Annotated in this window: 20 protein-coding genes and 1 pseudogene; 8 read left to right on the top strand and 13 right to left on the bottom strand. The window is 62.8% G+C overall.

Annotated elements, in window-relative coordinates:
* Window positions 1-26: 26 nt before the first annotated feature.
* Window positions 27-995, bottom strand: coding sequence for an MBL fold metallo-hydrolase (locus tag ACWUKX_RS24995; RefSeq protein WP_456009513.1), 969 nt, complete (start codon window positions 993-995; stop codon window positions 27-29).
* Window positions 996-1,134: 139 nt separating this feature from the next.
* Between ACWUKX_RS24995 and ACWUKX_RS24990 the strand changes: the two genes are divergently transcribed.
* The 5 genes and pseudogenes from ACWUKX_RS24990 (at window position 1,135) to ACWUKX_RS24970 (ending at window position 7,124) form a co-directional block, all read left to right on the top strand.
* On the top strand, window positions 1,135-2,052 hold the full coding sequence (locus ACWUKX_RS24990) for a LysR family transcriptional regulator (protein WP_029352968.1): 918 nt from the start codon (window positions 1,135-1,137) through the stop codon (window positions 2,050-2,052).
* Window positions 2,053-2,257: 205 nt separating this feature from the next.
* On the top strand, window positions 2,258-2,383 hold the full coding sequence (locus ACWUKX_RS24985; protein WP_456009512.1) for a hypothetical protein: 126 nt from the start codon (window positions 2,258-2,260) through the stop codon (window positions 2,381-2,383).
* A gap of 41 nt (window positions 2,384-2,424) precedes the next feature.
* Complete coding sequence (locus tag ACWUKX_RS24980) at window positions 2,425-3,309, top strand: LysR substrate-binding domain-containing protein (protein ID WP_456009511.1); 885 nt, start codon at window positions 2,425-2,427, stop codon at window positions 3,307-3,309.
* Window positions 3,310-3,522: 213 nt separating this feature from the next.
* Complete coding sequence (locus ACWUKX_RS24975) at window positions 3,523-5,847, top strand: NADP-dependent malic enzyme (protein ID WP_287112929.1); 2,325 nt, start codon at window positions 3,523-3,525, stop codon at window positions 5,845-5,847.
* An 81-nt stretch (window positions 5,848-5,928) separates the two neighbouring features.
* A pseudogene (locus ACWUKX_RS24970) lies at window positions 5,929-7,124 on the top strand (DUF2865 domain-containing protein).
* Here the strand turns inward: ACWUKX_RS24970 and gltX are convergent.
* From gltX to ACWUKX_RS24945, 5 genes are all read right to left on the bottom strand, one after another.
* Window positions 7,042-8,415: a glutamate--tRNA ligase gene (gltX, locus tag ACWUKX_RS24965; protein WP_029352977.1), complete on the bottom strand. Its 1,374-nt coding sequence runs from the start codon at window positions 8,413-8,415 to the stop codon at window positions 7,042-7,044. The pseudogene ACWUKX_RS24970 and the gene gltX sit on opposite strands and share 83 nt — an antisense overlap.
* A gap of 133 nt (window positions 8,416-8,548) precedes the next feature.
* Window positions 8,549-10,354, bottom strand: a complete 1,806-nt coding sequence (locus tag ACWUKX_RS24960; RefSeq protein WP_456009510.1) for an ABC transporter ATP-binding protein — start codon at window positions 10,352-10,354, stop codon at window positions 8,549-8,551.
* A 395-nt stretch (window positions 10,355-10,749) separates the two neighbouring features.
* On the bottom strand, window positions 10,750-11,163 hold the full coding sequence (locus ACWUKX_RS24955) for a GNAT family N-acetyltransferase (protein WP_456009509.1): 414 nt from the start codon (window positions 11,161-11,163) through the stop codon (window positions 10,750-10,752).
* 56 nt (window positions 11,164-11,219) lie between these two features.
* Window positions 11,220-12,935, bottom strand: coding sequence for an NAD+ synthase (locus ACWUKX_RS24950; RefSeq protein ID WP_456009508.1), 1,716 nt, complete (start codon window positions 12,933-12,935; stop codon window positions 11,220-11,222).
* 151 nt (window positions 12,936-13,086) lie between these two features.
* On the bottom strand, window positions 13,087-13,800 hold the full coding sequence (locus ACWUKX_RS24945; protein ID WP_456009507.1) for a DNA-3-methyladenine glycosylase I: 714 nt from the start codon (window positions 13,798-13,800) through the stop codon (window positions 13,087-13,089).
* Between the two features lie 84 nt (window positions 13,801-13,884).
* Between ACWUKX_RS24945 and ACWUKX_RS24940 the strand changes: the two genes are divergently transcribed.
* Both ACWUKX_RS24940 and ACWUKX_RS24935 read left to right on the top strand, forming a co-directional pair.
* Entirely contained in the window at window positions 13,885-14,448 is a 564-nt protein-coding gene (locus ACWUKX_RS24940; RefSeq protein WP_456009506.1) for a DUF1003 domain-containing protein, read from the top strand.
* Window positions 14,445-15,032: a DedA family protein gene (locus ACWUKX_RS24935; RefSeq protein WP_456009505.1), complete on the top strand. Its 588-nt coding sequence runs from the start codon at window positions 14,445-14,447 to the stop codon at window positions 15,030-15,032. Before ACWUKX_RS24940 ends, ACWUKX_RS24935 begins: the two co-directional genes overlap by 4 nt.
* 200 nt (window positions 15,033-15,232) lie before the next feature.
* On the opposite strand, the gene ACWUKX_RS24930 is transcribed toward ACWUKX_RS24935, so the two are convergent.
* The 6 genes from ACWUKX_RS24930 to ACWUKX_RS24905 form a co-directional block, all read right to left on the bottom strand.
* Window positions 15,233-15,820 (bottom strand): hemerythrin domain-containing protein, encoded by a 588-nt coding sequence (locus ACWUKX_RS24930; protein WP_456009504.1) that lies wholly within the window; start codon window positions 15,818-15,820, stop codon window positions 15,233-15,235.
* A 40-nt stretch (window positions 15,821-15,860) separates the two neighbouring features.
* The gene (locus tag ACWUKX_RS24925) at window positions 15,861-16,220 is read right to left on the bottom strand and encodes a diacylglycerol kinase (protein WP_029352991.1); all 360 of its coding nucleotides are present in this window, start codon (window positions 16,218-16,220) and stop codon (window positions 15,861-15,863) included.
* Window positions 16,221-16,314: 94 nt separating this feature from the next.
* Window positions 16,315-16,734 (bottom strand): GFA family protein, encoded by a 420-nt coding sequence (locus ACWUKX_RS24920; protein WP_456009503.1) that lies wholly within the window; start codon window positions 16,732-16,734, stop codon window positions 16,315-16,317.
* A gap of 324 nt (window positions 16,735-17,058) precedes the next feature.
* Window positions 17,059-18,432, bottom strand: coding sequence for a class II 3-deoxy-7-phosphoheptulonate synthase (locus ACWUKX_RS24915; RefSeq protein WP_029352996.1), 1,374 nt, complete (start codon window positions 18,430-18,432; stop codon window positions 17,059-17,061).
* 181 nt (window positions 18,433-18,613) lie between these two features.
* The gene (gene mfd / locus ACWUKX_RS24910) at window positions 18,614-22,111 is read right to left on the bottom strand and encodes a transcription-repair coupling factor (protein WP_456009502.1); all 3,498 of its coding nucleotides are present in this window, start codon (window positions 22,109-22,111) and stop codon (window positions 18,614-18,616) included.
* A gap of 12 nt (window positions 22,112-22,123) precedes the next feature.
* Window positions 22,124-22,411, bottom strand: a complete 288-nt coding sequence (locus ACWUKX_RS24905) for an FAD assembly factor SdhE (RefSeq protein ID WP_029353000.1) — start codon at window positions 22,409-22,411, stop codon at window positions 22,124-22,126.
* Window positions 22,412-22,503: 92 nt separating this feature from the next.
* Here ACWUKX_RS24905 and recG point away from each other — a divergent pair, with 92 nt between their 5' ends.
* The gene (recG, locus tag ACWUKX_RS24900) at window positions 22,504-24,612 is read left to right on the top strand and encodes an ATP-dependent DNA helicase RecG (protein WP_456009501.1); all 2,109 of its coding nucleotides are present in this window, start codon (window positions 22,504-22,506) and stop codon (window positions 24,610-24,612) included.
* On the opposite strand, the gene ACWUKX_RS24895 is transcribed toward recG, so the two are convergent.
* Window positions 24,564-25,322 carry a DUF502 domain-containing protein gene (locus ACWUKX_RS24895; protein ID WP_456009500.1) on the bottom strand — a complete coding sequence of 253 codons (759 nt, stop codon included), beginning with the start codon at window positions 25,320-25,322 and terminating at the stop codon, window positions 24,564-24,566. The two genes, recG and ACWUKX_RS24895, sit on opposite strands and share 49 nt — an antisense overlap.
* Between the last annotated feature and the right edge of the window lie 174 nt (window positions 25,323-25,496).

Below are 25,496 nucleotides of genomic sequence, written 5' to 3'. Positions count from 1 at the left end.
GATGGCCCCTTCCCGCGCTGGCCGCCCTACAGTGCATAGGGCCATTCGTCCGGCACGAAGCGATAGGCGTCGCCATCGCGCGCCACATGGCCGATGCCGGGGAACGGCAAATGCATGCCGGCGATCAGCATCCGGTCAGCAGCGACCCGGTCGAGCGTCCGCTTGCGCGTTTCGGCAGCCAGCTTGGAATCAACATCGAAGGCGATGCTCCAGTCCGGGCGCGCGAACTGGTAGGTCGCCATATGCACGACATCGCCCCAGATGAACAGCGCCTCGCCGTCCGATTCCACGATGAAGCCGGCATGGCCCGGAGTGTGGCCGGGCAGCGGCACGGTGCGGATCGCGCCGACCGCCTCGCCCTCGCCAGCCACCTGCCGCACGCGGTTCGCATAGGCGGCGGCGGCCTGGCGGGCGCCGATGAAGAACGGCCTTGCCCCATCCGGCGCCTGGTTCATGTTCGCGTCGTCATGCCAGAAGGCGTAATCGGCGGCGGTGACGATGAGCTCGGCATTGGGAAACAGCGCCTGGCCGGCGGGAGTCAGAACGCCGTTGATATGGTCGGGATGCATGTGGGTAATCAGCAACGTGTCGATCTGGTCCGGAGAGACGCCGGCCGCCTCGATAGCGGCCGGAAGTCGGCCGAGTGACGGGCCCATGCTGTCTGACGTACCGGCGTCGACGAGCACCAGACGGTCGCCCAGATTGATGAGATAGGCATTGACCGGTGCGCGGTGCGGTCCGGGCTTCTGGAAGCTGGCCTCAGCCAGCCGCTCCGCATCGGCCTCAGCGAGTCCGATGACCAGCTCGGAACCAATGTCGATATAGCCGTCTAGTAGCGCCGTAACCTGGACCGATCCCACGTTGCGGCGCAGCGCGCCAAGCGTTGCGGCGTCGACCAGCGGCGCGCGGGCCAAGGCCGGAACGGAGACATTGGCTAGGAGAGTGCCGCCGGCTAGGCCGGCACCGGCGAGAAAATGACGGCGGGAAAGCGGCATTGCATCGTCTCCAGTTTGGGGATCCAGAGCTCCAGGCGGAGCAAGGCGGATCTATGTCATAGGCTCAGCTTTTTGAACTTGCCGATTCCTTATATGTCTTATTACTCTTGTTTATTAATCACGACGGAGAGTTGCCATCATGGACCGCTTGACCGAGCTGACCAGCTTCGTACGCGCCTGCGATACCGCCAGCTTCTCGGCGGCAGCGCGCGAGTTGGGCCTGAGCCAGCCGGCCGTCAGCCAGCAGATCCGCGCATTGGAAAAGCGTCTAGGCGTCCGGCTCTTTGACCGTACGACCCGCCATGTTTCGCCAACGGAAGCCGGCCGGCGTTATCTGGAGCGCGCCCGCGACATCATTGAGCGCATCGAGGAGGCGGACCGCAGCGTCGGCTGCCTCGAATCGAAGATGTGCGGACGTCTTGCCGTCGGCGCGCCGGCCAGCTTCGGCGCCGGCGTGCTTGGCAGCTATCTGATCGAGTTCAAGCGCGCCTATCCGGAACTGTTGCTCGACGTTGCGCTGACCGACAGTTTCGTCGATGTGATCGCAGAGGGGCTCGACGTGGCGATCCGTATGGGGACCATCGATGACAACCGGCTGATCGTGCGCAAGCTCGGCGTGATCGGGCGCTGCCTCGCGGCGACGCCAGAGTATCTCGACCGCCGGGGCCGGCCGCGGCGCCCGGAAGATCTCGCCGACCATGATTATCTGCTTTACGCTCACATCAGGAAGCGCGATGTCGTGCCGCTCACCGGCCCGGGCGGCGAAAAGGCCGAGGTGCGAATCCGGCCGGCCATGCGCTCTGACAATTCGCTGCTCAATCATCAGGCGTTGCTGTCCGGCGTCGGCATCGGCCTCGGGCACAGGGTGATACTCGATCCGCTCATCGCCGAAGGCTTGCTCGAACATGTGCTGCCGGACTGGCACTATGCGCCGCACCATGTGCATGCGGTCTATCCATCGAACCGCTTCATTCCGTTGAAGGTCAGGCGGTTCGTTGCCGGCTTCGCCGACCACCTCGCCGCGATGGGTGCGCTCATCAATGACAAAAAAGCATGAACATCCAAGGAAACGGCGCCGGCCTAGCGAACTCTGACGTTTGTACGCGCAGGGAAATGGCGGAGACGGGAGAGTCGAGATGTGGCGCGGCGGAGATAGGCGTAGCCCCGCAACCGCGCGGTGAGTAGCTTTCGGGTGGACGGTAGCCGCAAAGCCGGGAAGCGGTCGACCTGACACCTTTGCGGCTGCTGCTCCCGCAGGACACATGAACTACCCTTCATGGTCATTCCTCCTGCCGATCGAGAAACCGCTTCACAGCGTCGAGGAACACACCGCGCCCTGCGGCCTCGCGATCGAGATGCACGAAGTGCGTGGCGTCCGGGATGTCTAGGCGTTCCGCTTTTGTCTGAGGGTTTTTGATATCGTCAAGATATGGAACTTCGGCACTTGCGACATTTCCTCGCTGTTGCGGAGGATTTGCATATGGGTCGTGCCGCACTGCGGCTGGCCATGGCGCAGCCTCCGCTTAGTCAATCGATCGGGCGCCTGGAGAAGGAGCTCGGCGTCAAGCTGTTCGAGCGGGCCAACCGCCGCCTGACCTTGACGCGCGCCGGCTCGGCCTTCGTCGAAGAGGCTCGAGCATCCATACGGCACGCCGATTCGGCGCTTCATGTCGCCCGCGCAGCGTATGACGGCGAAGCTGGCGAGATCAGGATCGGCTTCGTGTCGGCGGCCCTTTACGAGCATCTGCCGCACCTCCTGTCCCGGCTTCGCGAGAAATATCCGGACATCCATCCAAAGCTCATCGAGGTGTCCACCAATGAGCAGATTGCGGCGCTGTCGCGCAGTGAGATCGACATCGGTTTCGTGCATCCACCGCTCGGGACCGACGAACGTCTCGACGTCCATGACTATCCTGCTGAAGATCTTATTGCCGTTCTGCCTGACGACCGGCAGACGCACGGGGTGACGCTGGCGGACATCGCCCGCCACGGGCTCATCATGTTTCCGGCTGCACAAGGCCCGGCGCTCCATGCCCGCATCGTAGACACATTCACCAAGACTGGCCTCGACGTGCGGATCGTCCAGGAGGCGACGCGGGCACTGACCATGCTATCGCTCGTGTCCACAGGCTTGGGCGCGGCCCTGCTGCCACGATCGACACAGCGCCTTGTATTTCAGGGCGTCCGGTATGCAGCGATCGCCGACGCATCGCTGCCCGCGTGGCCACTTGCGGTGATCGCGAAACGACGGCCACGGCCGGCCATCGTCGATAGCGTCTGGAAACTGCTTGACGGTCGGCCAGACGTGACTTGACCGCCGGCGATCGGACATACCCCGGTCGCGCAATGCGCTCCCATGACATCAGCCCGGCAGCGACATGGCAGGTGAGGATTTAAGCGCAACAATCTGACACAGATGAGTTTTTGACGATTCTTCTGCCTAATTGGCGGTTGCGTGATTTGGCATCGTGAAAATCCGACGCTGCATGCTAAAAGGGCTTCAAGGCAGGATCGCAGGGAGGCCCGTATGGAAGGCGAAAACAAAAAAGCAGCCCGGTCGGACCTCGACGAAGCCGCACTTTATTTCCACAAGCATCCACGGCCTGGAAAGCTTGAAATCCAGGCAACAAAGCCGCTCGGCAACCAGCGCGACCTGGCGCTTGCCTATTCGCCCGGCGTCGCGGCGCCTTGTCTGGAAATCCGCGACAATCCGGCGGCGGCCGCCGACTACACGGCGCGCGCCAATCTGGTTGGCGTCGTCTCCAATGGTTCGGCGGTGCTCGGCTTGGGCAATATCGGCCCACTGGCCTCCAAGCCGGTGATGGAAGGCAAGGCGGTGCTGTTCAAGAAATTTGCCGGCATCGATGTCTTCGACATCGAGATTGACGCGCCTGACATCGAGCGGATGGTCGAGACCATCTCGGCGCTGGAGCCGACCTTCGGCGGCATCAACCTCGAGGACATCAAGGCGCCCGAATGTTTTGAGGTCGAGGAACGGCTGAAGGCCCGCATGGCCATACCGGTCTTCCACGACGACCAGCACGGCACCGCGATCATCGTCGCCGCCGCCGTGCTCAACGGGCTGGAATTCGCCGGCAAGACGATCTCCGACATCAAGATCGTCACCTCCGGCGCCGGGGCAGCGGCCCTTGCCTGCCTCAACTTGCTGGTTTTGCTGGGCGCGCGCATCGAAAACATCTGGGTCACCGACCGTTTCGGCGTCGCCTACAAGGGCCGCGTCGATGAGATGGACCGCTGGAAGGACCCTTATGTGAAGGACACCGAGGCGCGCACGCTGGCCGATGTGCTGCCGGGCGCCGACGTGTTCCTGGGGCTTTCGGCCGCCGGCGTGCTGAAACCGGAATTGCTCCAGCATATGGCGCCAAAACCGCTGATCCTGGCGCTGGCCAATCCCAATCCCGAGATCATGCCGGAAGCGGCACGGGCGGCACGACCCGACGCGATGATCTGCACCGGCCGTTCCGATTTCCCCAATCAGGTCAACAACGTACTTTGTTTTCCTTATATTTTCCGTGGCGCGCTGGACTGCGGCGCCAGCGCCATCAACGAAGAGATGAAGATGGCGGCGGTGCGGGCGATCGCTGCCCTTGCCCGCGAGGAACCGTCAGATGTCGCCGCGCGCGCCTATTCCGGCGAAACGCCGATCTTCGGGCCTGATTTCCTGATCCCCTCGCCCTTCGACCCGCGGCTGATCCTGCGCATCGCTCCGGCGGTGGCCAAAGCCGCCTGCGACACCGGCGTCGCGACACGGCCGATCACCGACTTTGCCGCTTATATCGACACGCTGAACCGCTTCGTCTTCCGCTCCGGCCTGGTGATGAAGCCGGTGTTCACGATGGCCAAGACGTCGAATGCCAAGCGCGTCATCTATGCCGACGGCGAGGATGAGCGCGTGTTGCGTGCCGCCCAGGTGGTGCTGGAGGAAGGCATCGCCGAGCCGATCCTGATCGGCCGCCCGCACGTCATCGAGGTGCGGCTGAAACGCTACGGACTGCGCATCAAGCCGGGCGTCGATTTCGGCCTGATCAATCCCGAGGACGACCCACGCTATCGCCACTATGTCGACCTTTTGATCGAACTCGCCGGCCGGCGCGGCGTCACGACGGAGGCCGCCCGCACCTTGGTGCGCACCGACAACACGGTGATCGCCGCACTTGCCCTCAAGCGTGGCGATGCCGACGCCATGGTTTGCGGCCTGGAAGGACGTTTTGAGCGGCATTTGCGCAATGTCACCCTGATAATCGGCCCGCGCGCCGGTATCAAGGATCATGACCTGTCGACGCTTTCCATGCTGATCTCGCAGCGAGGCATTATTTTCCTCACCGACACCCATGTCACGGTCGATCCGACGGCCGAGGAGATCGCAGAGATGACGGTGTTGGCGGCCGAAGAAATCCAGCGCTTCGGCATCGAACCCAAGGCCGCCCTGCTGTCGCATTCGGATTTCGGCTCACGCGATTCGCCAAGCGCGCTCAAGATGCGGCAGGCAGCGGCAATCCTGGCGCGCATCGCGCCAGACCTGCAATGCGACGGCGAGATGCATGCCGACTCGGCCTTGTCGGAGCAGCTGCGCCAGCGGGTCTATCCGCATTCGCGGCTGAAGGGCGAAGCCAATCTGCTGGTCTTCCCCAATCTCGATTCGGCGAACATCACGCTCACCGCGCTGCGCGCGATGATGGACGCGCTGCATGTCGGCCCGATCCTGCTCGGCACCGACAGACCGGCGCATATATTGACGCCGTCGGTGACGTCACGTGGCGTCGTCAACATGACGGCGCTCGCCGTGGTCGAAGCGGCCCATAAGGCGCAGGCGGTCGTAAATCTGGGCTAAAACGGCTTTTTCGCGGTAAGCTGATAAATGACCGCAAAGCGGTAGCTTTCACGACGGGCGCTTAAACGGAGTTCACGGCGAATGACGGGCGGAGGGTGGAAGCTGACGCATGCCGCGGCGCTGCTTGGTGCCCTGGCGTTATCAGGCTTTGCCGTCACTCAGCCGCAGGCCGCCTCCCGTGTTTGCCGGCAACTGGAAGCCGATCTCGCGACCGCTTCGCGCGGTGGCGGCGGCAAGCCGGCCCTGCTCAGGAAATACGATGATGCGATCGTGCGGCAGCGCGAGCAGATTTCAAAGGTAAGCCGCCAGTCCGACAGCGCCGGCTGCGGCTTTTCGCTGCTCGGCCGCAATCGCAACGCTTGCGCCGCACTCGAGGCCACGCTCGACCGCATGAACGCCAATCTCGATGCCCTGCAGGTCAAGCGCGCGCAGCTCGCCGGCGGCGGCTCGCGCCGCGATCGCGCACGCATATTGGCCTCACTCGACGCCAATGGCTGTCGCGACAGCGTCGTGCCTTCGAGGCGTGCGCCTGTCCTCGAAGCGAACCGTGAAAACGGCGAAGAAAGCCTGCTCGATCGGCTTTTGGGCGACGCCACAAATCACCCCGATGCGCTGGACGAGTCGAGCGATCCCGACGAAGAGCGCGGTGTCCGCACCATGATCAATCAGCCCGACGGCATGGACCTGCCACGCCTTGGCGGCGAATTCCGCACAATGTGCGTGCGCACCTGCGACGGCTATTTCTTCCCGATGTCGAATGCCGCCTCGCTGGGCGATTTCGAGCGCGACCAGAAGAACTGCGATTCGAGTTGCCCCGGCACCGAGATGCAGGTGTTTTATACGCGCGGCATTGGCGACGACTCGGCTGACATGACGTCTTCGGTAACGGCAGGCCCTACAGCGAACTGCCGACCGCCTATCTCTACAAGCAGCCCGAAACGTTGCGCCCGCCGGCCTGCGGCTGCAACGCTGCACAGAATTTCGAGATCATTGCCGGCAATCCGCCAAGCCCGGAACAGACCGAGGCCGATGTGGAGACCAAGCCGCTCATTCCGGTGCCTGTCGCCAAAGCCGATCAAGGCGCCGACCCCGAGACTTTGACAAATGTCGAAGGCGGGCTCGAACGCGAAGCCATCAAGCGCCTCGCCGTCAAACCCTCGCCGACGACTTTGCCGCCGCCGGGACGGCGCAAGGTCAGGGTCGTCGGGCCAACGTTCCTTCCCGACCCAGCAGCGGCAACAGATCTGCAAGCTCCGGCCCCGAAGGCTGCCCGGTAAGCGCCAGCCTGAGCGGCATGAACAGCGCCTTGCCCTTGCGGCCGGTCGCTTCCCTGATCCTGCCCGTCCACTCCTTCCAGACCGACCCGTTCCAGGGGTCTTCCGGCAAAAGGTCGAACGCCTGGCGAAGGAAATCGCGGTCGACGTCGGAAAAGTCCGGCTGCTCCTGCGGGCCGTCGCGAAGTGTGCGCCACCAGATTGCTGCATCGGCCAGCCTGTCGAGATTGCCGCGCACCGCCAGCCAGAAGGGCTCGGCCTGTTCGCCGGAAATGCCGAGCACGATCAGCCGGTCGCGCGCCTCGGAAAACGGCATATGGTGGAGCAGTGTGCGGTTGAGCACGAAGAGCTCGTCCGGATCGAATTTGGCGGCGGATTTCGACGTCGCGGCCGGATCGAAGCGCCGGGCAAGTTCGGTCATATCAGGCACCGCCACTACGTTTTCCGACGTGCCGACAAGCACGGCCAGCGAGGCAACGGCCATCGGTTCGATGCCGGTCTCGCGTAGGCTCTCGATGGACAGCGCGCCGCTCCGCTTCGACAGGCCCTCGCCCGATGCAGTGGTCAACAGATTGTGGTGGCCGAACACCGGCGGCTCGGCACCCAGTGCCTGGAACAGCGCGATCTGCACGCCCGTGTTGGTGACGTGGTCGTCGCCACGGATGACATGGCTGATCCCCATCTCGATGTCATCGACCACCGAGGGCAGAGTATAGAGATAGGTGCCGTCCTCGCGCATTAGAACCGGGTCGGAAAGCGAGGCAAGGTCGACGGTTTCCTCGCCGCGCACCAGATCGTTCCAGTGGATTTCGGTGCGCTCCGGCTGCAGAGGATCGCTGGTGAAATTGGGCAGGAGGAAGCGCCAATGCGGCCGCCGACCATCGGACTGGTATTCGGCGATCTGCTCAGGGGTCAGCGTCAGCGCTTCGCGGCCGTAGACCGGCGGCAGGCCGCGCGTGCGGCGCACCTTGCGCCTGAGATCGAGCTCTTCCGGTGTTTCGTAACAAGCGTAGAGAAGGCGCGCCGCCTTCAATTTCTCCACCGCCGCATCGTAGATCTCGAAGCGCCGTGACTGGAATTCCGTCGCGTCCGGAAATATCCCTAGCCAATGTAGGTCGTAGAGGATGGCGTCGGAGAATTCCTGCGTCGAGCGGGCGACGTCGGTGTCGTCGAAACGCTGGATGAAGCGGCCCTTGTTGTTCATGGCGAACAGCCAGTTGAACAGCGCAGTGCGCGCGTTGCCGATATGAATGCGGCCGGTGGGTGATGGGGCGAAACGGACGGTAACTGTCATGAACGGGGCGTACCGGATGGTTTTGCGGTTGACAAGACACGCCCCCGCGCTTGGCCGCAGACATAGAACATGACGAAGGCGATGAAAAGGCGGCAGCGCCGCGCGTCCATTAATACACGAGGCGCTGTAAGCGTCAGATCGCCAGCCCCTTGGTCAATTCGAGCGCCTGGCGCTCGAACAGCCGGCGGTAGATGCCGCCCTGCAGCCGGATCAGTTGGTCATGCGAACCCTCTTCGACGATGCGGCCGCGATCGAACACCAGAAGCCTGTCCAGCGCCCGTACCGTCGAAAGCCGGTGCGCGATGACGAGCGTTGTGCGGCCGACCATCAACCGCTCCATCGCCTGCTGGATCAGCACCTCCGATTCCGAATCGAGGCTGGATGTCGCCTCGTCCAGAATGAGGATCCGCGCGTCGGCGAGGAAAGCCCGCGCGATCGCCACGCGCTGGCGCTCGCCGCCCGATAGTTTCACGCCGCGTTCGCCGACCAGCGTGCGGTAACCCTTCGGCAGGCCGACGATGAAGTCGTGCGCGCTTGCCAGCCGTGCTGCGTGCTCGATTTCGGCTTGCGTGGCGCTCGGCCGGGCATAAGCGATGTTTTCGGCCAGCGACCGGTGGAACAGAATCGGCTCCTGCTGGACGATGGCTATCTGCCCGCGCAGCGATGCCTGCGCCACCCCAGCAATATCCTGGCCGTCGACCAGGATCGTTCCCGCGTTCACGTCGTAAAGGCGCTGGATCAGCTTGACGAAGGTCGTCTTGCCCGAGCCCGAATGGCCGACCAGCCCGATGCGTTCGCCCGGCGCGATATCCACCGAAAAGTCGCGATAGAGCGGCAGTCGATGGCTGCCATAATGGAAGGTGACGTTGTTGAAGCTGATGCGACCGTCGGTGATGCGGACCGGTTTGGCGCCGGGCGCATCCTCGATACCGAGCGGCTCGGACTGGAAGTCGACCAGTTCCTCCATGTCGTTGATCGAGCGCTGCAAATTGCGGATGTGCGTGCCGATGTCGCGCAAATAGCCTTGCAGCACGAAGAACGAGGTCAGCACGAAGGTGACATCGCCGGCGCTCGCCTGTCCCCACGACCACAAAAGCAGCGAAAGTCCGATCACCGCTGCTCTCAGAAGCAGCAGCATCGACCCTTGCGTGGTGCCGTTGATGGTGCCGCGCACCCAGGTGCGGCGCGTACGCGCGCGCCATCTGGCCACGACTTTGGCAAGGCGCGTCTCCTCGCGCTCCTCGGCGCCAAAACCCTTGACCACGGCGTTGCAGCTCACCGCATCGGCCAGCGAACCGCCCAGGCGCGTGTCCCACGCGTTGGCAAGCCTTGCGGCAGGCGCGACATAGCCAAGCGACAGCAGCGCCGTCATCGCGATGAAAAGCACCGAACCTGCGGCGACGACAGCACCCATCAGCGGCCAGAGCCAGCCGAGCAGCAGCGTCGAGCCGACGAGCATGACGAGGGACGGCAGCAGCGCGATCAGGATCGTGTCGTTGAGCAGGTCGAGTGCCCACATGCCGCGGGTTATCTTGCGCACGGTCGATCCGGCGAAGCTGTTGGCGTGCCAGTCGGTCGAGAAGCGCTGGACGCGATGGAAGGCGTCGGCGGCGATATCCGCCATCATCTTCAGGGTCAGTTCGACGATGGCCATGAAGGCGAGATTGCGCAGCACAACACCGGTGAGCGCCAGGGTTACCAGCATCGAAAATGCCGCCATCGCAGCATTCCACGCGACATCGTCCGCTGCAGCACTGCTGGCAACGGCATCGACCAGTCGGCCGGAATAGAGCGGCGTCAGCACGTCGGCCAACGTCGACAGCAGGAACGTGCCCATGATGAGCGAAAGCCGCCACGGCTGACGCCGCCAATGACTGAGCGTGAAGCCAAGAACGCTGCGAAAGGCGCCCGCGCGCAAATCTATCTGAAAACGAGCCATGATGTCATTCGGGCGCAACGAGCCCGGTCCCGGTAAGGTCGAAAATTGAAAAAAAACCGCGTGGGGCGAATTAGCGCCCGGGAATGCGGAGGTTCGGCATATTTGGCGGCTCACCCGAATACGGGCGGCGACTGGCATCGACGAAGGCCTGTTGTCAGATCGGCTTGGCCATGAAGGTAAAAACCTTCCGGCGCGCCACCTGAGACCTAGGCTTCGCGGCCTCGGATAACGATGTCAAATCCTGGCATTTGGTCCTCCCGAAAAGGGGAATCGCGAAACCGTACTTATAGAGATGCCTCAACGCCTCGCCAAGCCAGAGAGCGACCGAACGCGCATCTGGTCCAACCAGTCAGAAGATATGCAACAATCGCGGGTTGTGCGCCGTCGTCGTCCACTCAGGCTACCGGAATACGATCGAGCCGCATGTAGCGGCCATCGGTGGACGGCCTGAAGCCAAGTTTTTCGTAAACCGCGTGGGCATCGTTGGTCGACAGGCTCCAGTGCGTGACTGTCTTGCAATCCGGATGATCGATAAGCGCCTGGACAAGCCGCGTGCCGATCCCTTGCCAACGATATTCCGGCCAGATGATGACATCGGCCAGATAGGCAAACACCGTGCGGTCGGTGATTGCCCGGCCGAAGCCGACCTGCTTGCCGTCGGAATAGGCGCCGACGCAAAGCGAATTAGCAAAGGCGCGGCGGTGGACTTCATCGCTGCGCCCGCTGCCCCAGTAGCTTGCCATCAACAGGTCGGAGGTTGCCCGGAAGTCGATCCGTGACACGTCGAAGCTGATTTCACAGTCAGGCATAGCTGTCCCACTGATCGTCCGGCCGCAGCCATTTCACAGGAGCGAGAAACGGTGATCTATCCGCCATCCCTGAACCGGTTGGTGATGGGATAACGGCGGTCGCGGCCGAAATTCTTTTTGGTGATCTTCACGCCGGGCGCTGCCTGCCGGCGCTTATATTCGGCGATGTAGAGCAGATGTTCGACGCGCGTCACCGTCGCCCGGTCGTGGCCGCGGGCAACGATCTCGTCGACACCCATCTCGTTCTCGACCAGACACTCCAAGATGTCGTCCAGCACCGGATAGGGCGGCAGCGAATCCTGATCCGTCTGGTTCTCGCGCAGTTCCGCCGACGGCGCCTTATCTATGATGTTGTTCGGGATCACCTCGCCGGAGGGGCCCAGTGCGCCCGGCGGCACGTGCGTATTGCGCCAGCGCGACAGCGCATAGACCTGCATCTTGTAGAGGTCCTTGATCGGGTTGAAGCCGCCATTCATGTCGCCGTAGAGCGTGGCGTAGCCAACCGACATCTCGCTCTTGTTGCCGGTGGTGACCACCATCGAGCCGAACTTGTTGGAGATCGCCATCAAAATGGTGCCGCGCGCGCGGCTCTGCAGGTTTTCCTCGGTGATGCCTTCCTTGGTGCCCTCGAAAAGCTGCGTTAACGTATGCAGGAATCCCTCGACCGGCTCGAAGATCGGCACGATATCGTAGCGGCAACCGAGCGCGCGGGCACAGTCCTCGGCATCCCTCAGCGAGTCCTTCGAAGTGTAGCGATAAGGCATCATCACGGCGCGCAGCCGTTCCTCGCCGAGCGCATCGACGGCAAGCGCCGCACAGATCGCCGAATCGATACCGCCGGATAGGCCGAGCACAACGTTCTTGAAGCCGTTCTTGTTGACGTAGTCGCGCAGGCCCAGCATGCAGGCGCGATAATCGGCCTCCTCCTTTTCCGGGATTTTCGACATCGGCCCTTCGGAGCAGACCCAGCCGTCGGAATTATTTCCATTTTGCCCGCCTGCGGCGGCGCGGTTTCTCTTCCAGGTGGTGACGTTGACCGTCTCCTCGAACTGGCTCATCTGGAAGGCCAGCGTCTTGTCGGCGCCGATGGCAAAGGATGCACCGTCGAAGATCAGTTCGTCCTGGCCGCCAAGCTGATTGGCATAGATGATCGGCAATCCGCATTCGATGACCTGGCGGATGACAACCTGGTGGCGAACGTCGACCTTGCCGCGATAATAGGGCGAGCCGTTCGGCACCAGCAGGATTTCCGCACCGCTTTCGGCCAGCGTCTCGCAGATGCCGACATCGCCCCAGATATCTTCGCAGATCGGAATCCCCAGGCGCACGCCGCGGAAATTGACCGGTCCCTGCATTTCAGGACCAGCCTGGAAGACGCGCTTCTCGTCGAATTCGCCGTAATTCGGCAAATCGAGCTTGTAGCGCTCGGCAAGGATCTTGCCGCCATCGGCGAAAATGATCGAATTGTGCGTGCCGCTGTTGCGCTTCAGCGGCGTGCCGATGATGACGCCCGGCCCGCCATCGGCAGTATCGCCGGCGAAATCCTGCGCCGCCCGCTCGCAGGCCTTCAGGAAAGCCGGCTTCAGCACCAGGTCTTCGGGCGGATAACCGGCGAGGAAAAGCTCAGTGAACAGCACGAGGTCGGCGCCTTGGCGGGCGGCATCCGCCCTCGCCTCGCGCGCCTTGGCGAGATTGCCGGCGACGTCGCCAACCGTCGGATTGAGCTGGGCGACGGCGATGCGCAATATGTCGGAAGCGGTGTTGTTGGTCATGCCTGCTGACTTAGCGCGACAGAATTCGCCGGGCAATGGCGTTCGCTTGGACCACCCCAGACCGAATGACTTGTGTCGTTCGTGTCCAGACCGATCGACGACGTCGATTGCGTCTTGACCGATCGACGGATCGTGTCGGATCGATCGTGTCCTATTCGCCCATATATTCGCGCAGTGCCTCCGGCGAGTGGTTCTCGCCGATCGACATCGCCAGAATGCGCGAAATATGCCGGCGCGGCAGGCTGGTTTCCGCCGCCCAGACATTGATCTGGTTCTGGATCTTGTCGAGATCCCTCTTGGAGGTCGGGCTTTCGGCGATGTCCAGGCCGGCGTCGCGCAGCGCGGCCGCCATGTCGGTTGAGACGATGAAGGCGTCCCATTCCAGCCAACGCAAAAAATACTGGCCGGTGTTGCCGCCGAGCCGGCTGCCATGCTTGCCGAGATAGGCCATCAGTCCAATCTGGTCGTCTTCAGGCCAATCGGCAAGGAATTTGCCGAAGCCGCCATGCTCCTTCGACACCCTCTCGACAAACACCGCGTTGTCGCGGACAGATTTGATCTTCTGCGGGTTGCGCACGATGCGCTCGTCCCTCGCCAGATCGTGCCAGAAATCATCGGGCTGGAACAACAGCCGCTTCGGCTCGAAGCCGAGGAACGCTTCTTCGAAACCAGGCCATTTCTGCTCGATGACACGCCAGACGAAACCAGCGGCGAAAACACGCTCAGCCATGGTCGAGAGGATGCGGTCGTCGGTAACGTCAGCCACCGCGGCATTGTCGGGCATAGGACCCAGCAGCGACGCCAGCGCCGCTTCCCCGCCCTTGCGATTGGCCGCGCGGGCGCGGATTTTCTGAAAATCCATCATTGTTTCCTCACCTTATCGCGTCAATCTACCACTTCCCGTGCGAACCAGTAGCCTCTACCTCTATCGCTGACGACGGAGGCGACGATGAACAAGACGATCGAGGAACTGGCGAACCGTTGGCTGAAGCGAACGCCGAACGGCCTCAGCGCACCTGAAAACCGGGTGCTGCAATCAACGCTCGAACGCACCACGATCTCGAAGGACACCAACAAGGCCGTCGCTTTTCATCAGACGTTTGGCGACCGCCTCGCCGACACCATCGCCCGGATCGGCGGTTCCTGGTCCTTCATCCTGGCCTTCATCGCCTTCCTGATCCTGTGGACGTCAGGCAATGTCTGGCTCCTGTCGCGCGATGCCTTCGATCCCTATCCCTTCATTTTCCTCAACCTCATCCTGTCCATGATCGCTGCGCTGCAGGCGCCGGTGATCATGATGGCGCAGAACCGCCAGGCCGAGCGCGACCGCATCGACGCCGCCCACGACTACGAGGTCAATCTCAAGGCCGAGATCGAGATCATGGCGCTGCATGAGAAGCTGGACGAACTGCGCCACAGCCAGATCGTTGGCATGCGCGACGAGATCGCCCAGCTGGCCGAACAGGTGAAGCGGATCGACGAGATTCTGTCGAAGCAGCGGACGCGTTCATGACGGATGCCATCCACCATCTCGTCGAACAATACGGGCTGATTGCCGTCTTTCTGGGCTGTGTCGCCGAGGGCGAAAGTGCCGCCCTGCTTGGCGGGTTTTTCGCCCATCAGCATGTCTTCGTCCTGTGGCAGGCGTTTCTGGCGGCCTCCATCGGCGCCTTTGTCGGCGACACTTTATTCTTCACCCTCGGACGAAGCTTTGCCAATCATCCGCTTGTGATCAAATTGAGAGGTCGGCCAGGCTTCAGCCACGCCTATCGTCTCGTCTCCAGCCATCCCGACATTTTCGTGCTGTCGAACCGCTTCATTTACGGCCTGCGCCTTGTCGGCGGCATCGCGGCCGGATTGTCCGGCATTGCCGTGACGCGCTTTGTCATTCTCAACGTCATATCATCCATAGTCTGGGCCGGATTGTTCACCACCATCGGCTATGTGTTCGGGCTGGGCGCGGAGCGCATCGTCGGCCAGGCGTTGGTCCGTCACGAGCGATTGCTGATCGCCCTGGCGATTGGGTTGGCAGCGGCGGTCCTCGCCTGGTTCATCGCTCACACCATTGCCAAAAAGGAGCGTAGCAAGGAAACGTAAGGGTCGACCAAACCTGACCTCACCTTGCTCCAGGATGTGTTGAGATTCAGTTCAGGCCGAGTCGGAGTCGAGGACGGGCGCGAAGCGACCAAACAGGTGGGTCCCGAGAACCGGAGCGCAGCGTACTTTTGGGTACGTGAGCACCGGAAGCACAGGAAGCCGCCATTTGCAGGCCGGCATCACCTGGATATCCACACATCCTAGTCGATGCCGAGCGCCCGGTCGCCGCGATCAAGGATCAGCGGAATGATCAGGTCTTCCTCATCGGCAAGGTGCCGGGTCAGCATGGCGATCAGCCGGCTGTTCTCGTCGGCATAGGCATCGGCGGCAAAGCGCTGCTTGTCCTCGCTGTCCTGAAGCGTGCGGATGAAGGCGTTCGCGGTCTCGGCATTGCGCTCCAACCCCTCATGGATCGTGTGATGATCGGCATCGAGAATCTCGAAGCCGCGCTTCAGCCGGACCTCGGCTTTGGCGAATACCGGGAAATAATGATGGTCCTCGACATTGTGGTGACCGTCGAGATTGCTAAGAAAATGGTTGAGGCCCGGCGCGAACCAGCGAGCGAACTCCGGCCCCGTCAGCCTGCCCTCGTGATAGTCACCGATACCGTTGGTCAGCATGCCGCCGAGCTCGCGGAACATGTCGTGCCGCTGCAGCCACATAGTGGCGATGCCATGGATGTTGGAATGCGCCTGCCAGATCTCGCGCGGATATTTCTCAGTCAGCCAGCGCAAATCATCGGGCAAGCCGGCACGCTCGAGCAGAAGAGAATCAGTAGCGTCCGACATGACGGTCTCCTTTGGTAACCGCCATATAAGAGGTGAGGGATTAGATCGGTAGCCCCAAGATTCGCTCGATGATGGCGATTCCCCAGACGCCGGCAACGATCACCACCGAAATCAGCACCGCCAGCGAACCGCAGTCTTTGGCGAGCTGGATATCGACGTTGAATTCCCGGCTGAACGCATCGCATGCGGCCTCGATGCCGGTGTTCAGCACTTCGACCATGATCAGGAGCAGCACCGCCCCGATCAACAGCGCATAGCCGCGCCACGACACCGAAACAAACCAGCCAAGCGGCAACGCCAGCACGAGCAGCATCAGCTCCTGCTGGAAGGCTTTTTCGCTGGAAGCCAATTTGCGAAATGCCCGCACTGAATTGAAGAAAGCATCGATCAGCCGCTGCATGCCAAACCTTTCCGAATCACCGGCAGGGGATAGCGCAATGGCCGGATCAAGGGAATAAGGCGATCTCTTCAAAAATCATTCGTCGGCGACCTTCTCACTCATCCGCGACCTTGATCGACGGCGTCGACTTCTCGAACTGCGGCAGCCCGTCGTCGATCGTGTAGTAGTCGCCCTTGTCGCCGACGAAGATGTGACATTGCCCCTGAAGTCCCGTGGGCTCGTCGAATAGTCCCGCCAGAACCGAGATGTAGGCATCTTGCCGTGGCTTCCAGAACAGCAGAGAGCCGCATCTCTTGCAAAAGCCGCGCTTTGCAAACGAAGACGCTTCGTACCAAGTGATGCTCTCGACACCTGATATTGTGATGTTCCCTTCGGGGACATTGGTTGCAGCGTAGAAGTGACCACTCTGCTTCCGGCATTGCGAGCAGTGACAATAGATCACGCCGCGCAATGGCCCCCGCGTCCTGAAGCGCACGGTTCCGCACAGGCATGACCCGGTATGAGTGTCGTCCATCTCGCCCCTCCCAACGCAGTCGCCATCCCCGGCATTGCGGCAGGATTCCAGTTTTATGGCCGCCGCGCACGAGCAAATGCGACACAAAGCAGGCGTGTTCGAACTGCCAGCTATGAAACCGACCGCGACCCCAAAAAGCGCCAATGTGGCGCTGAGCTAAATTGCGCCATCGATCAAGAAGCGCCGGAGAAATCCCCAGCCTCTGAGGAACCCGGACCACTTGGCGGCTCATCAGCGTTGGGTATCTCCGGGCTACCTGCCTTGGCTCTTGTCATATTCTTGAGTGCTCTGATCACTTTATGCCGTGGTTCCATGCGACTGAAATCAGCCGTTGACGGCCTGCTTGTGCTGGACCGGGTGGCTCTTCTTAAGCAGGTCCGACACAAGGAACGCCAGCTCGATCGCCTGGTCAGCGTTGAGGCGCGGGTCGCAATGGGTGTGGTAGCGATCCTGCAGCTCCTCGGCGGTGATGGCGCGGGCGCCACCAGTACATTCGGTGACGTTCTTGCCGGTCATCTCGATATGGATGCCGCCCGGATGCGTGCCTTCGGCACGATGCACCTCGAAGAAGGTCTGAACTTCCTTCAGGATGCGGTCGAACGGCCGCGTCTTGTAGCCGGCGGCCTCGATGGTGTTGCCATGCATCGGGTCCGACGACCACACCACGCTCCGGCCTTCTTTTTTCACCGCGCGCAGCAGCTTCGGCAGATGGTCGGCGACCTTGTCGGAGCCGAAGCGCGCGATCAGCGTCAGCCGGCCGGGCTCGTTCTCCGGATTGAGCAGGTCGATGAGCTGCAGCAAGCCGTCCGGCGTCAGCGACGGGCCGCATTTCAGGCCCAGCGGGTTCTTGATGCCACGGCAGTATTCGACGTGGGCATGGTCAGGCTGGCGGGTGCGATCGCCGATCCAGATCATATGGCCGGAGGTCGCATACCAGTCGCCCGAGGTCGAATCGACGCGGGTCAGCGCCTCCTCATAGCCGAGCAGCAGCGCCTCGTGGCTGGTGTAGAAGTCGGTCTCGCGCAGCGCGTAATTGGTCTCCGAGGTGATGCCGACGGCCTTCATGAAGTCCATCGTCTCGGTGATGCGGTTGGCGAGCGACTCGTATTTCTCGCCTTGCGGGCTGTCCGAAACGAAGCCCAGCATCCATTGATGCACGTTCTCCAGGCTGGCGTAGCCGCCCTGGGCGAAGGCGCGCAAAAGATTGAGCGTCGCCGCCGACTGGCGGTACGCCATTTCCTGGCGTGCGGGATCGGGAATACGCGACTTGGCGTCGAACTCGATGCCGTTGATGATGTCGCCGCGATAGCTGGGCAACGTCACGCCACCCTTGGTCTCGTTGTCGGACGAGCGCGGCTTGGCGAACTGGCCGGCAACACGGCCGACCTTCACCACCGGCTGCGCGCCGGCAAAGGTCAGCACCACAGACATCTGCAGGAAGACGCGGAAGAAGTCGCGGATGTTGTCCGCGCCATGCTCGGCGAAACTCTCGGCGCAATCGCCGCCCTGAAGAAGGAATGCGTCACCGGCAGCGACGGTCGCAAGCTGCTTCTTCAGCTTGCGTGCTTCACCTGCAAAAACCAGCGGTGGAAAGGTGGCGAGCTGGGCTTCCGTGTTCTTCAGCGCGGCAAGATCCGGATAGGCAGGAACCTGCTGGATCGGCTTTGCTCTCCACGAATTCGGCGACCATTTCGTCATCGTTGCACCCAACGTTCTTTCCAGCGGGTGCTATCGCCCGCCATTTCGCCCCAAAATGTGGCTCGCGGCTCCATACACGAAGCCGATTTCCTATTCTAGACCGGATTTGGACGTGTGGCGAATGGCCGTGATGCGCCAGGAACTGCCGGCGTAGTCATTGGCCAAAGCACCAGACGCCTTGCTAGGCAGCCTTCTCCACCAGCCGAGCCAATTGCGTCATGACGACGGCGGCCCCGGCCAGACGCTTTTCAGGTGTTGGCCAGTCGCGGCTGAAGACGACGCTCTGGTCGGGCCGGATCTTGGCCAGCGAACCCTGCTCGCCGATGAACGTGACCAGCCCGACAGGATTGGAAAACTCGCGCTTGCGGAAATGGATGACAACGCCTTTTGGTCCGGCATCGAGCTTTTCGACATTGGCCTTGCGGCAGAGCGCCTTGATGAAGACGATCTTCAGCAGATGCTTCACCTCCTCCGGTAGCGGGCCGAACCGATCGATCAGTTCTGCGCCAAAGGCATCGATCTCCTCAGTGTTTTCGAGGTCGCCGAGGCGGCGGTAGAGCGCCAGCCGTAGCTGCAGGTCCGGAACATAGCTTTCCGGGATCATCACCGCCGTGCCGACGGCGATCTGCGGCGACCAGCCGCCATCCTGAACCTCGCCGGAATCCTTCACCTCGGCGACAGCTTCCTCCAGCATCTGCTGGTAGAGCTCGAAGCCGACCTCCTTGATATGGCCCGACTGCTCTTCGCCGAGAAGATTGCCGGCGCCTCTGATATCGAGATCGTGGCTGGCGAGCTGGAAACCAGCGCCCAGCGTGTCGAGCGATTGCAGCACCTTCAGCCGGCGCTCTGCGGTGTCGGTCAGCTTGCGGTTGGCCGGCAGCGTGAACAGCGCATAGGCGCGCACCTTCGAGCGGCCGACGCGGCCGCGCAGCTGGTAGAGCTGCGACAGACCGAACATGTCGGCGCGATGCACGATCAGCGTGTTGGCGGTCGGGATATCGAGGCCGGATTCGACAATGGTGGTCGACAGCAGCACATCGTACTGGCCGTCGTAGAAGGCATTCATGACGTCGTCGAGCTCGCCGGGCGGCATCTGGCCGTGAGCGACAGCCACTTTCAGCTCTGGAACGGATTCACGCAGGAAATCATGGATTTCCGCCAGATCGCTGATGCGTGGCACGACATAGAAGGAATGACCGCCGCGGTAGCGTTCCCTGAGCAGGGTCTCGCGGATGACCAGCGGGTCGAAGGGCGAGATGAAGGTGCGCACCGCCAGGCGGTCGACCGGCGGCGTGGCGATCAGCGACAGTTCGCGCACGCCGGTCAATGCCAGTTGCAGCGTGCGCGGGATCGGCGTCGCCGACAGCGTCAGCACATGCACGTCGCTCTTCAGGTCCTTCAGCCGTTCCTTGTGCTTGACGCCAAAATGCTGTTCCTCGTCGATGATCAACAGGCCAAGATTCTTGAACGAAATCGAGGCGCCGAGCAGCGCGTGAGTGCCGACGACGATGTCGACCGTGCCTTCGGCGATGCCCTTCTTGGTCTCGGCCAGATCCTTGGCGCCAACCAGCCGCGAGGCCTGAGCGACGCGGATCGGCAGGCCGGAGAAACGCTGCGAAAAGGTCTTGAAATGCTGGCGCGACAACAATGTTGTCGGCACCACCACCGCGACCTGAAACCCTTCCATCGCCGCGATGAAGGCGGCGCGAAGCGCAACTTCCGTCTTGCCGAAGCCGACGTCGCCGCAGATCAGCCGGTCCATCGGCTTTCCAGCGCTCAGATCGCCCATGACCGAATCGATCGCCGTCTGCTGGTCGTCGGTTTCCTCATAGGGAAACCGCGCGGAGAATTCGCCATAGAGACCTTCCGCCGGCACCAGCGAAGGAGCGGCGCGCATCTGCCGCTCTGCGGCGATGCGGATCAACTGGCCGGCCATGTCGAGCAGCCGCCGCTTCAGCCGCGCCTTGCGCGATTGCCAGGCGCCGCCACCAAGCTTGTCCAATGTCGCTTCGGCCGAATCCGAGCCATAGCGTGACAGCAGTTCGATGTTCTCAACCGGCAGAAACAGCCGGTCGTCGCCGGCATAATGGATTTCTAGGCAATCATGCGGCGCACCGACCGCCTCGATAGTGCGCAGCCCGATGAAGCGGCCAATGCCGTGGTCGGTGTGGACGACAATGTCGCCGGAGGACAACGCCGAGGCTTCGGCGATGAAGTCCGAAGCGCGTTTCTTGTGCTTCGAGCGACGGATCAGTCGGTCACCCAGAATGTCCTGCTCGGCGACGACGACCAGTTTCTCAGTCTCGAAGCCGGATTCGAGCGGCAGCACGGCAAGTGCCGCCTGCCCTGGTTCGAGCTTTTCCGCCTCGGCCAGCGTGGCCACCGGCTTGAGATTGCCGAGATGATGTTCAGCCAGGATCTGGCCGAGCCGGTCTAGCGAACCTTCTGTCCAGCCGGCGACGACGACGCGGCGGCGGGCGGCCCGCTCATCGGCAATGTGTTTTACGACGACGTCGAAGACGTTGATGGTGGGATCGGCGCGTTCCTCGACGAAGCTGCGGCCATGCCGCGAGCCGGCATGGAAGATTTTCTTCGCGCCGGCATCGGGCGCATCGAAGGGCGTGAAGTCGACCGCTTCGCGCGGCCCAAGCGAGGCGATGAGGTTTTCGGGCGACAGATAAAGCAGGTCCGGCGGCACCGGCTTGTACGGAACGGCGTCCTTCAGCGCGCCGTCCGCCTGCTTCCTGCGCGCCTCGTAGTGGTCCAGGATCAGCGTATGACGTTCTGCCAGCGCTTCATGCGCCAGATGGTCGAACACGACAGGCGTGTCCGGCAGATAGTCGAACACCGTCTCCAGCCGCTCATAGAAGAACGGCAGCCAGTGCTCCATGCCGGCGAAACGCCGTCCCTCGCTGACCGCCGCATAGAGCCCGTCGTCGCGCGAAGGCGCGCCAAAGGCTTCGATGTAGCTGCGGCGGAAACGGCTGATGGTCTCCGGCGTCAGCGCCACTTCGCTCATCGCCTGCAGCGCCATCGACTTGCGCTGGCCGGTGGTGCGCTGAGTGGCGGCGTCGAAGACGCGGATTGATTCCAGCGTGTCGCCGAAGAAATCGAGCCTGAGCGCTTCCGTCCAGCCGGGTGCGAACAGGTCAAGAATGCCGCCGCGCACGGCAAACTCGCCGATGCCGCGGACGGTCGGCACCCGCTCGAAGCCCGACGTCTCCAGTCGCGACACCAGTGCATTCATGTCGATCTGGTTGCCGGGTTTGGCGTGGAAGGTCTGCGCCTCGATGAGGCTTGCCGGCGGAATGCGCTGCAGCAGCGCATTGGCGGTAGTCAGGATGACGGCGCGGTGCGGTTTTTTCACCAGCGCGATCATCGCGGTGAGCGCATCCAGACGCCGTGCGGCAGCATCCGCCCCGGGCGAGACGCGGTCGTATGGCAGACAATCCCAGGCTGGCAGTTCGAGCACCGGCAGGCCTGGCGCGGCGAATGACAGCGCCTCAACGATCGAAGGCAGGCGCTGGCCGTCGCGCGCCACGAACAGCACCGGCTTGTCGGGCGCGATCTCGTGCGCGGCCTGCACCAGCGCAAAGGCTTCGTAGCCGTCGGCGACACCGTCGACGATGAACTGGCCGGCGCGGCCTTTCGGCAGGCCAATGGTGGGGATCAAGCTCATGAAATCACGTATTCAGAATGTCATCGCCTGGCGCGACGCCAAGATCTTTTGCAGGACGGCACACTCGATATCAGCCGGAACTGGGCGCTCGCCGGTGACCACGGGCAGGAATTCGGTGTCGGGAACGTCGAGGAGCCTCTCATATTGGTCGAGTTCGTCGCCGGTCAAGGCGCCTATCTCGGCGTCTGCGAAACTGCCGAGAATGAGGTCCATTTCGCGCATGCCGCGATGCCAGGACCGAAACAGAAGCTTGCGGCGGCGGGCGTCGAGCCCCTCGCTTGATCGTCCGGTTCCCGTCATCGTCCAGTATCCTTGCCTGAAGCGGGGCATATAGCGTGGATAGAGGGCGGTGTCAGCCTTGCGCTGCGGCTGTCGCGACATAAGCTGACATCATGCGTCCTTCCCTCCTCGATCCGCTGTTTGTCCCGATCACCTCGCTTGCCGGCGTCGGGCCGAAGGTCGGCGCACTGATCGAGAAAATCGTGCCGGCCGATCTCGGCGACCGAGCGGCGCGCGCCGGCGATCTTCTGTTCGTGCTGCCCCACACGGTGATCGACCGCCGCAACCGGCCGCGCATCGCCGGTTCGGCCGAAGGCGCGATCGTCACCCTCGAAGTACGCATCGACCGCCACCAGCCGCCGCCGCGCGGCAACAGATCGGTGCCGTACCGGGTGTACGCCCATGACGACACCGGCGAGATCGCGCTGACCTTCTTCCATGCGCACGCCGCCTATCTCGAAAAGGCGATGCCTCAGGGCGAGCATGTCGTGGTCTCGGGTCGAATGGAATGGTTCAACGGCCGGCCGACCATGGTCCACCCAGACCACATCGCGCTGGCCAGCGAAGCGGAAAACCTGCCGCTGGTCGAGCCGGTCTATCCACTCACCGCCGGGCTCTCGGGAAAAGTACTGCGCCGCGCAATCGGCCAAGCGCTCGCTCGCTTGCCGGTGCTGCCGGAATGGCAGGATGGCGAGTTTTTGCGCCGCCGCACCTTTCCTGCCTTCGGCGACGCGCTCGCCAGCATCCACAATCCCGCCGACCCGATCGACGTGTCCGTCGACGGCGCGGCCTGGCGGCGTCTCGCCTATGACGAGTTTCTGGCAGGCCAGGTGTCGCTGGCGCTGGTGCGCGCAAAAGTCCGCCGCTTGTCCGGACGACCGTTGGTCGGCGACGGCCGCGTCGTCGAAAACCTGCGCGCCGCCCTTCCCTATTCGCTGACTCCCAGCCAGGAATTCGCGTTGGCCGAAATCAACGCCGATCTCGCCGATCCCGAACGCATGCTGCGGCTTTTGCAGGGAGATGTCGGCTCCGGCAAGACGGTGGTCGCGCTACTCGCCATGGCGCGCGCCGTCGAGGCCGGCGGCCAGGCGGCGTTGATGGCGCCGACCGAAATCCTGGCGCGCCAGCATCTTGCGACGATTGCGCCTTTGGCGGAACAAGCCGGCCTGCGCATCGCCATCCTCACCGGCCGTGAAAAGGGCCGCGAGCGCACTGACACGCTGGCCGGTCTGGCCAATGGCGAGATCGACATCGTCGTCGGCACCCACGCCCTGTTCCAGGAAACGGTGACGTTCCACGACCTCGTCCTCGCCGTCATCGACGAGCAGCACCGCTTTGGCGTCCACCAGCGGCTTGCCATCACCGCCAAGGGCGATGCCCCCGACATGCTGGTGATGACGGCGACGCCGATCCCGCGCACGCTGGTGTTGACCGCTTTCGGCGACATGGACGTGTCGAAGCTGACCGAAAAACCGGCCGGTCGCCAGCCGATCCGCACCGTCACCCTGCCGCTCGAGCGGCTCGACGAACTGGTCGGCCGCATGCGCGACGCCGTCGCCGACGGCCAGAAGATCTACTGGATCTGCCCGCTGGTCGAGGAATCCGAAGAGATCAGGCTGATGTCGGCGGAGGACCGCTTTGCCTCGCTAAAGCCGCTGTTCGGCGACCGGATCGGCCTGGTGCACGGGCGCATGAAGGGCGCCGACAAGGACGAGGCGATGCGCGCCTTCAAGGCCGGCGAGACACGCATTCTGATCGCCACCACGGTTATCGAGGTCGGGGTCGATGTGCCGGATGCGACGATCATGGTCATCGAGCATGCCGAGCGCTTCGGCCTCGCCCAGTTGCACCAGTTGCGCGGCCGGGTCGGTCGCGGCGAAAAACCGTCCTCCTGCGTGCTGCTCTACAAGGATCCGCTCGGCGAGACGGCAACGCGCCGGCTGTCGGTGATGCGCGAGACCGAGGACGGGTTCCGCATCGCCGAGGAGGACCTAAAGCTGCGTGGCGAAGGCGAGCTGCTGGGCACCCGCCAGTCCGGCACGCCGGGTTTCCAGGTGGCGCACATCGAAGCGCATGCCGACCTGCTCGAAGCCGCCCGCGACGACGCGCGGCTGATCCTGTCGCGCGATCCCGAGCTGCAATCCAAACGCGGCGCCGCCCTTCGCATGCTGCTTTATTTGTTCGGCCGCGACGAGGCGATGCGGCTCTTGCGCGCCGGCTGAGGCCCGGCATCCACAGGCGGATTGCCGATCTGACCGCCGATCGATTTGCCGTTCAACGTCACCATTTTCGTCTTGACCGCCGGCGCCACCAAGCCTGCCGAAACGATCAGCTTGGCGCCGTCCTCGACCGTCATGTCGAGCAGCACGATGTCGGATTTCGGCACATACATAAGAAAGCCCGTGGTCGGGTTGGGCGCGCACGGCATGAAAACTGCGATTAGCGGATCACCTTCCTGGTCGAGCTTCTGGTTGATCTCGGTTTCCTTGTCGCTGGCGACGAAGACCAGCGACCAGACGCCCTTGCGCGGATATTCGACCAGCCCGACCTGGCGAAACATGTCACCTTTGTTCGACAGCACGGTCTCGAAGATCTGTTTCAACGAGCCATAGATGCCGCGCACCAGCGGCATGCGGCCGAGCAGCCGTTCGCCGAACAAGACGATAGCGCGGCCGACTATATTGGCGGTCAAGAAACCGATCAGAGTGATCAGGATCAAGGCGACGATCAGGCCGAACCCCGGAACCGGCGCCGGCAGATAGCTATCGGGGTTGTAGCGCGCCGGAATATAGGGTTTCACCCAGGAATCGACCCAGCCGATGAAGGACCAGGCGATGTAAGCGGTGATCGCCAGCGGCGCGCAGACGACAAAGCCTGTCAGGAAGTAATTCCGCAGCCGGGTCATGCCTGAGGTCTTGGGCGCATCGGACATGGTTCACCGCAGCACTGATTGCGGCGCAACATTAATGAACCGCAATCCGCTTTGGAACCGCGAAATTTTTTAAACCACGCCTATTCCACAGTCACCGATTTCGCCAGGTTGCGCGGCTGGTCGACGTCGGTGCCCATGAACACGGCGGTGAAATAGGCCAGCATCTGGATCGGC

The sequence above is a fragment of the Mesorhizobium sp. f-mel genome (assembly GCF_053850215.1).
The sequence above is the reverse complement of the archived record's forward strand: the minus strand, read 5'-3'. Positions and strand labels throughout refer to the sequence as shown.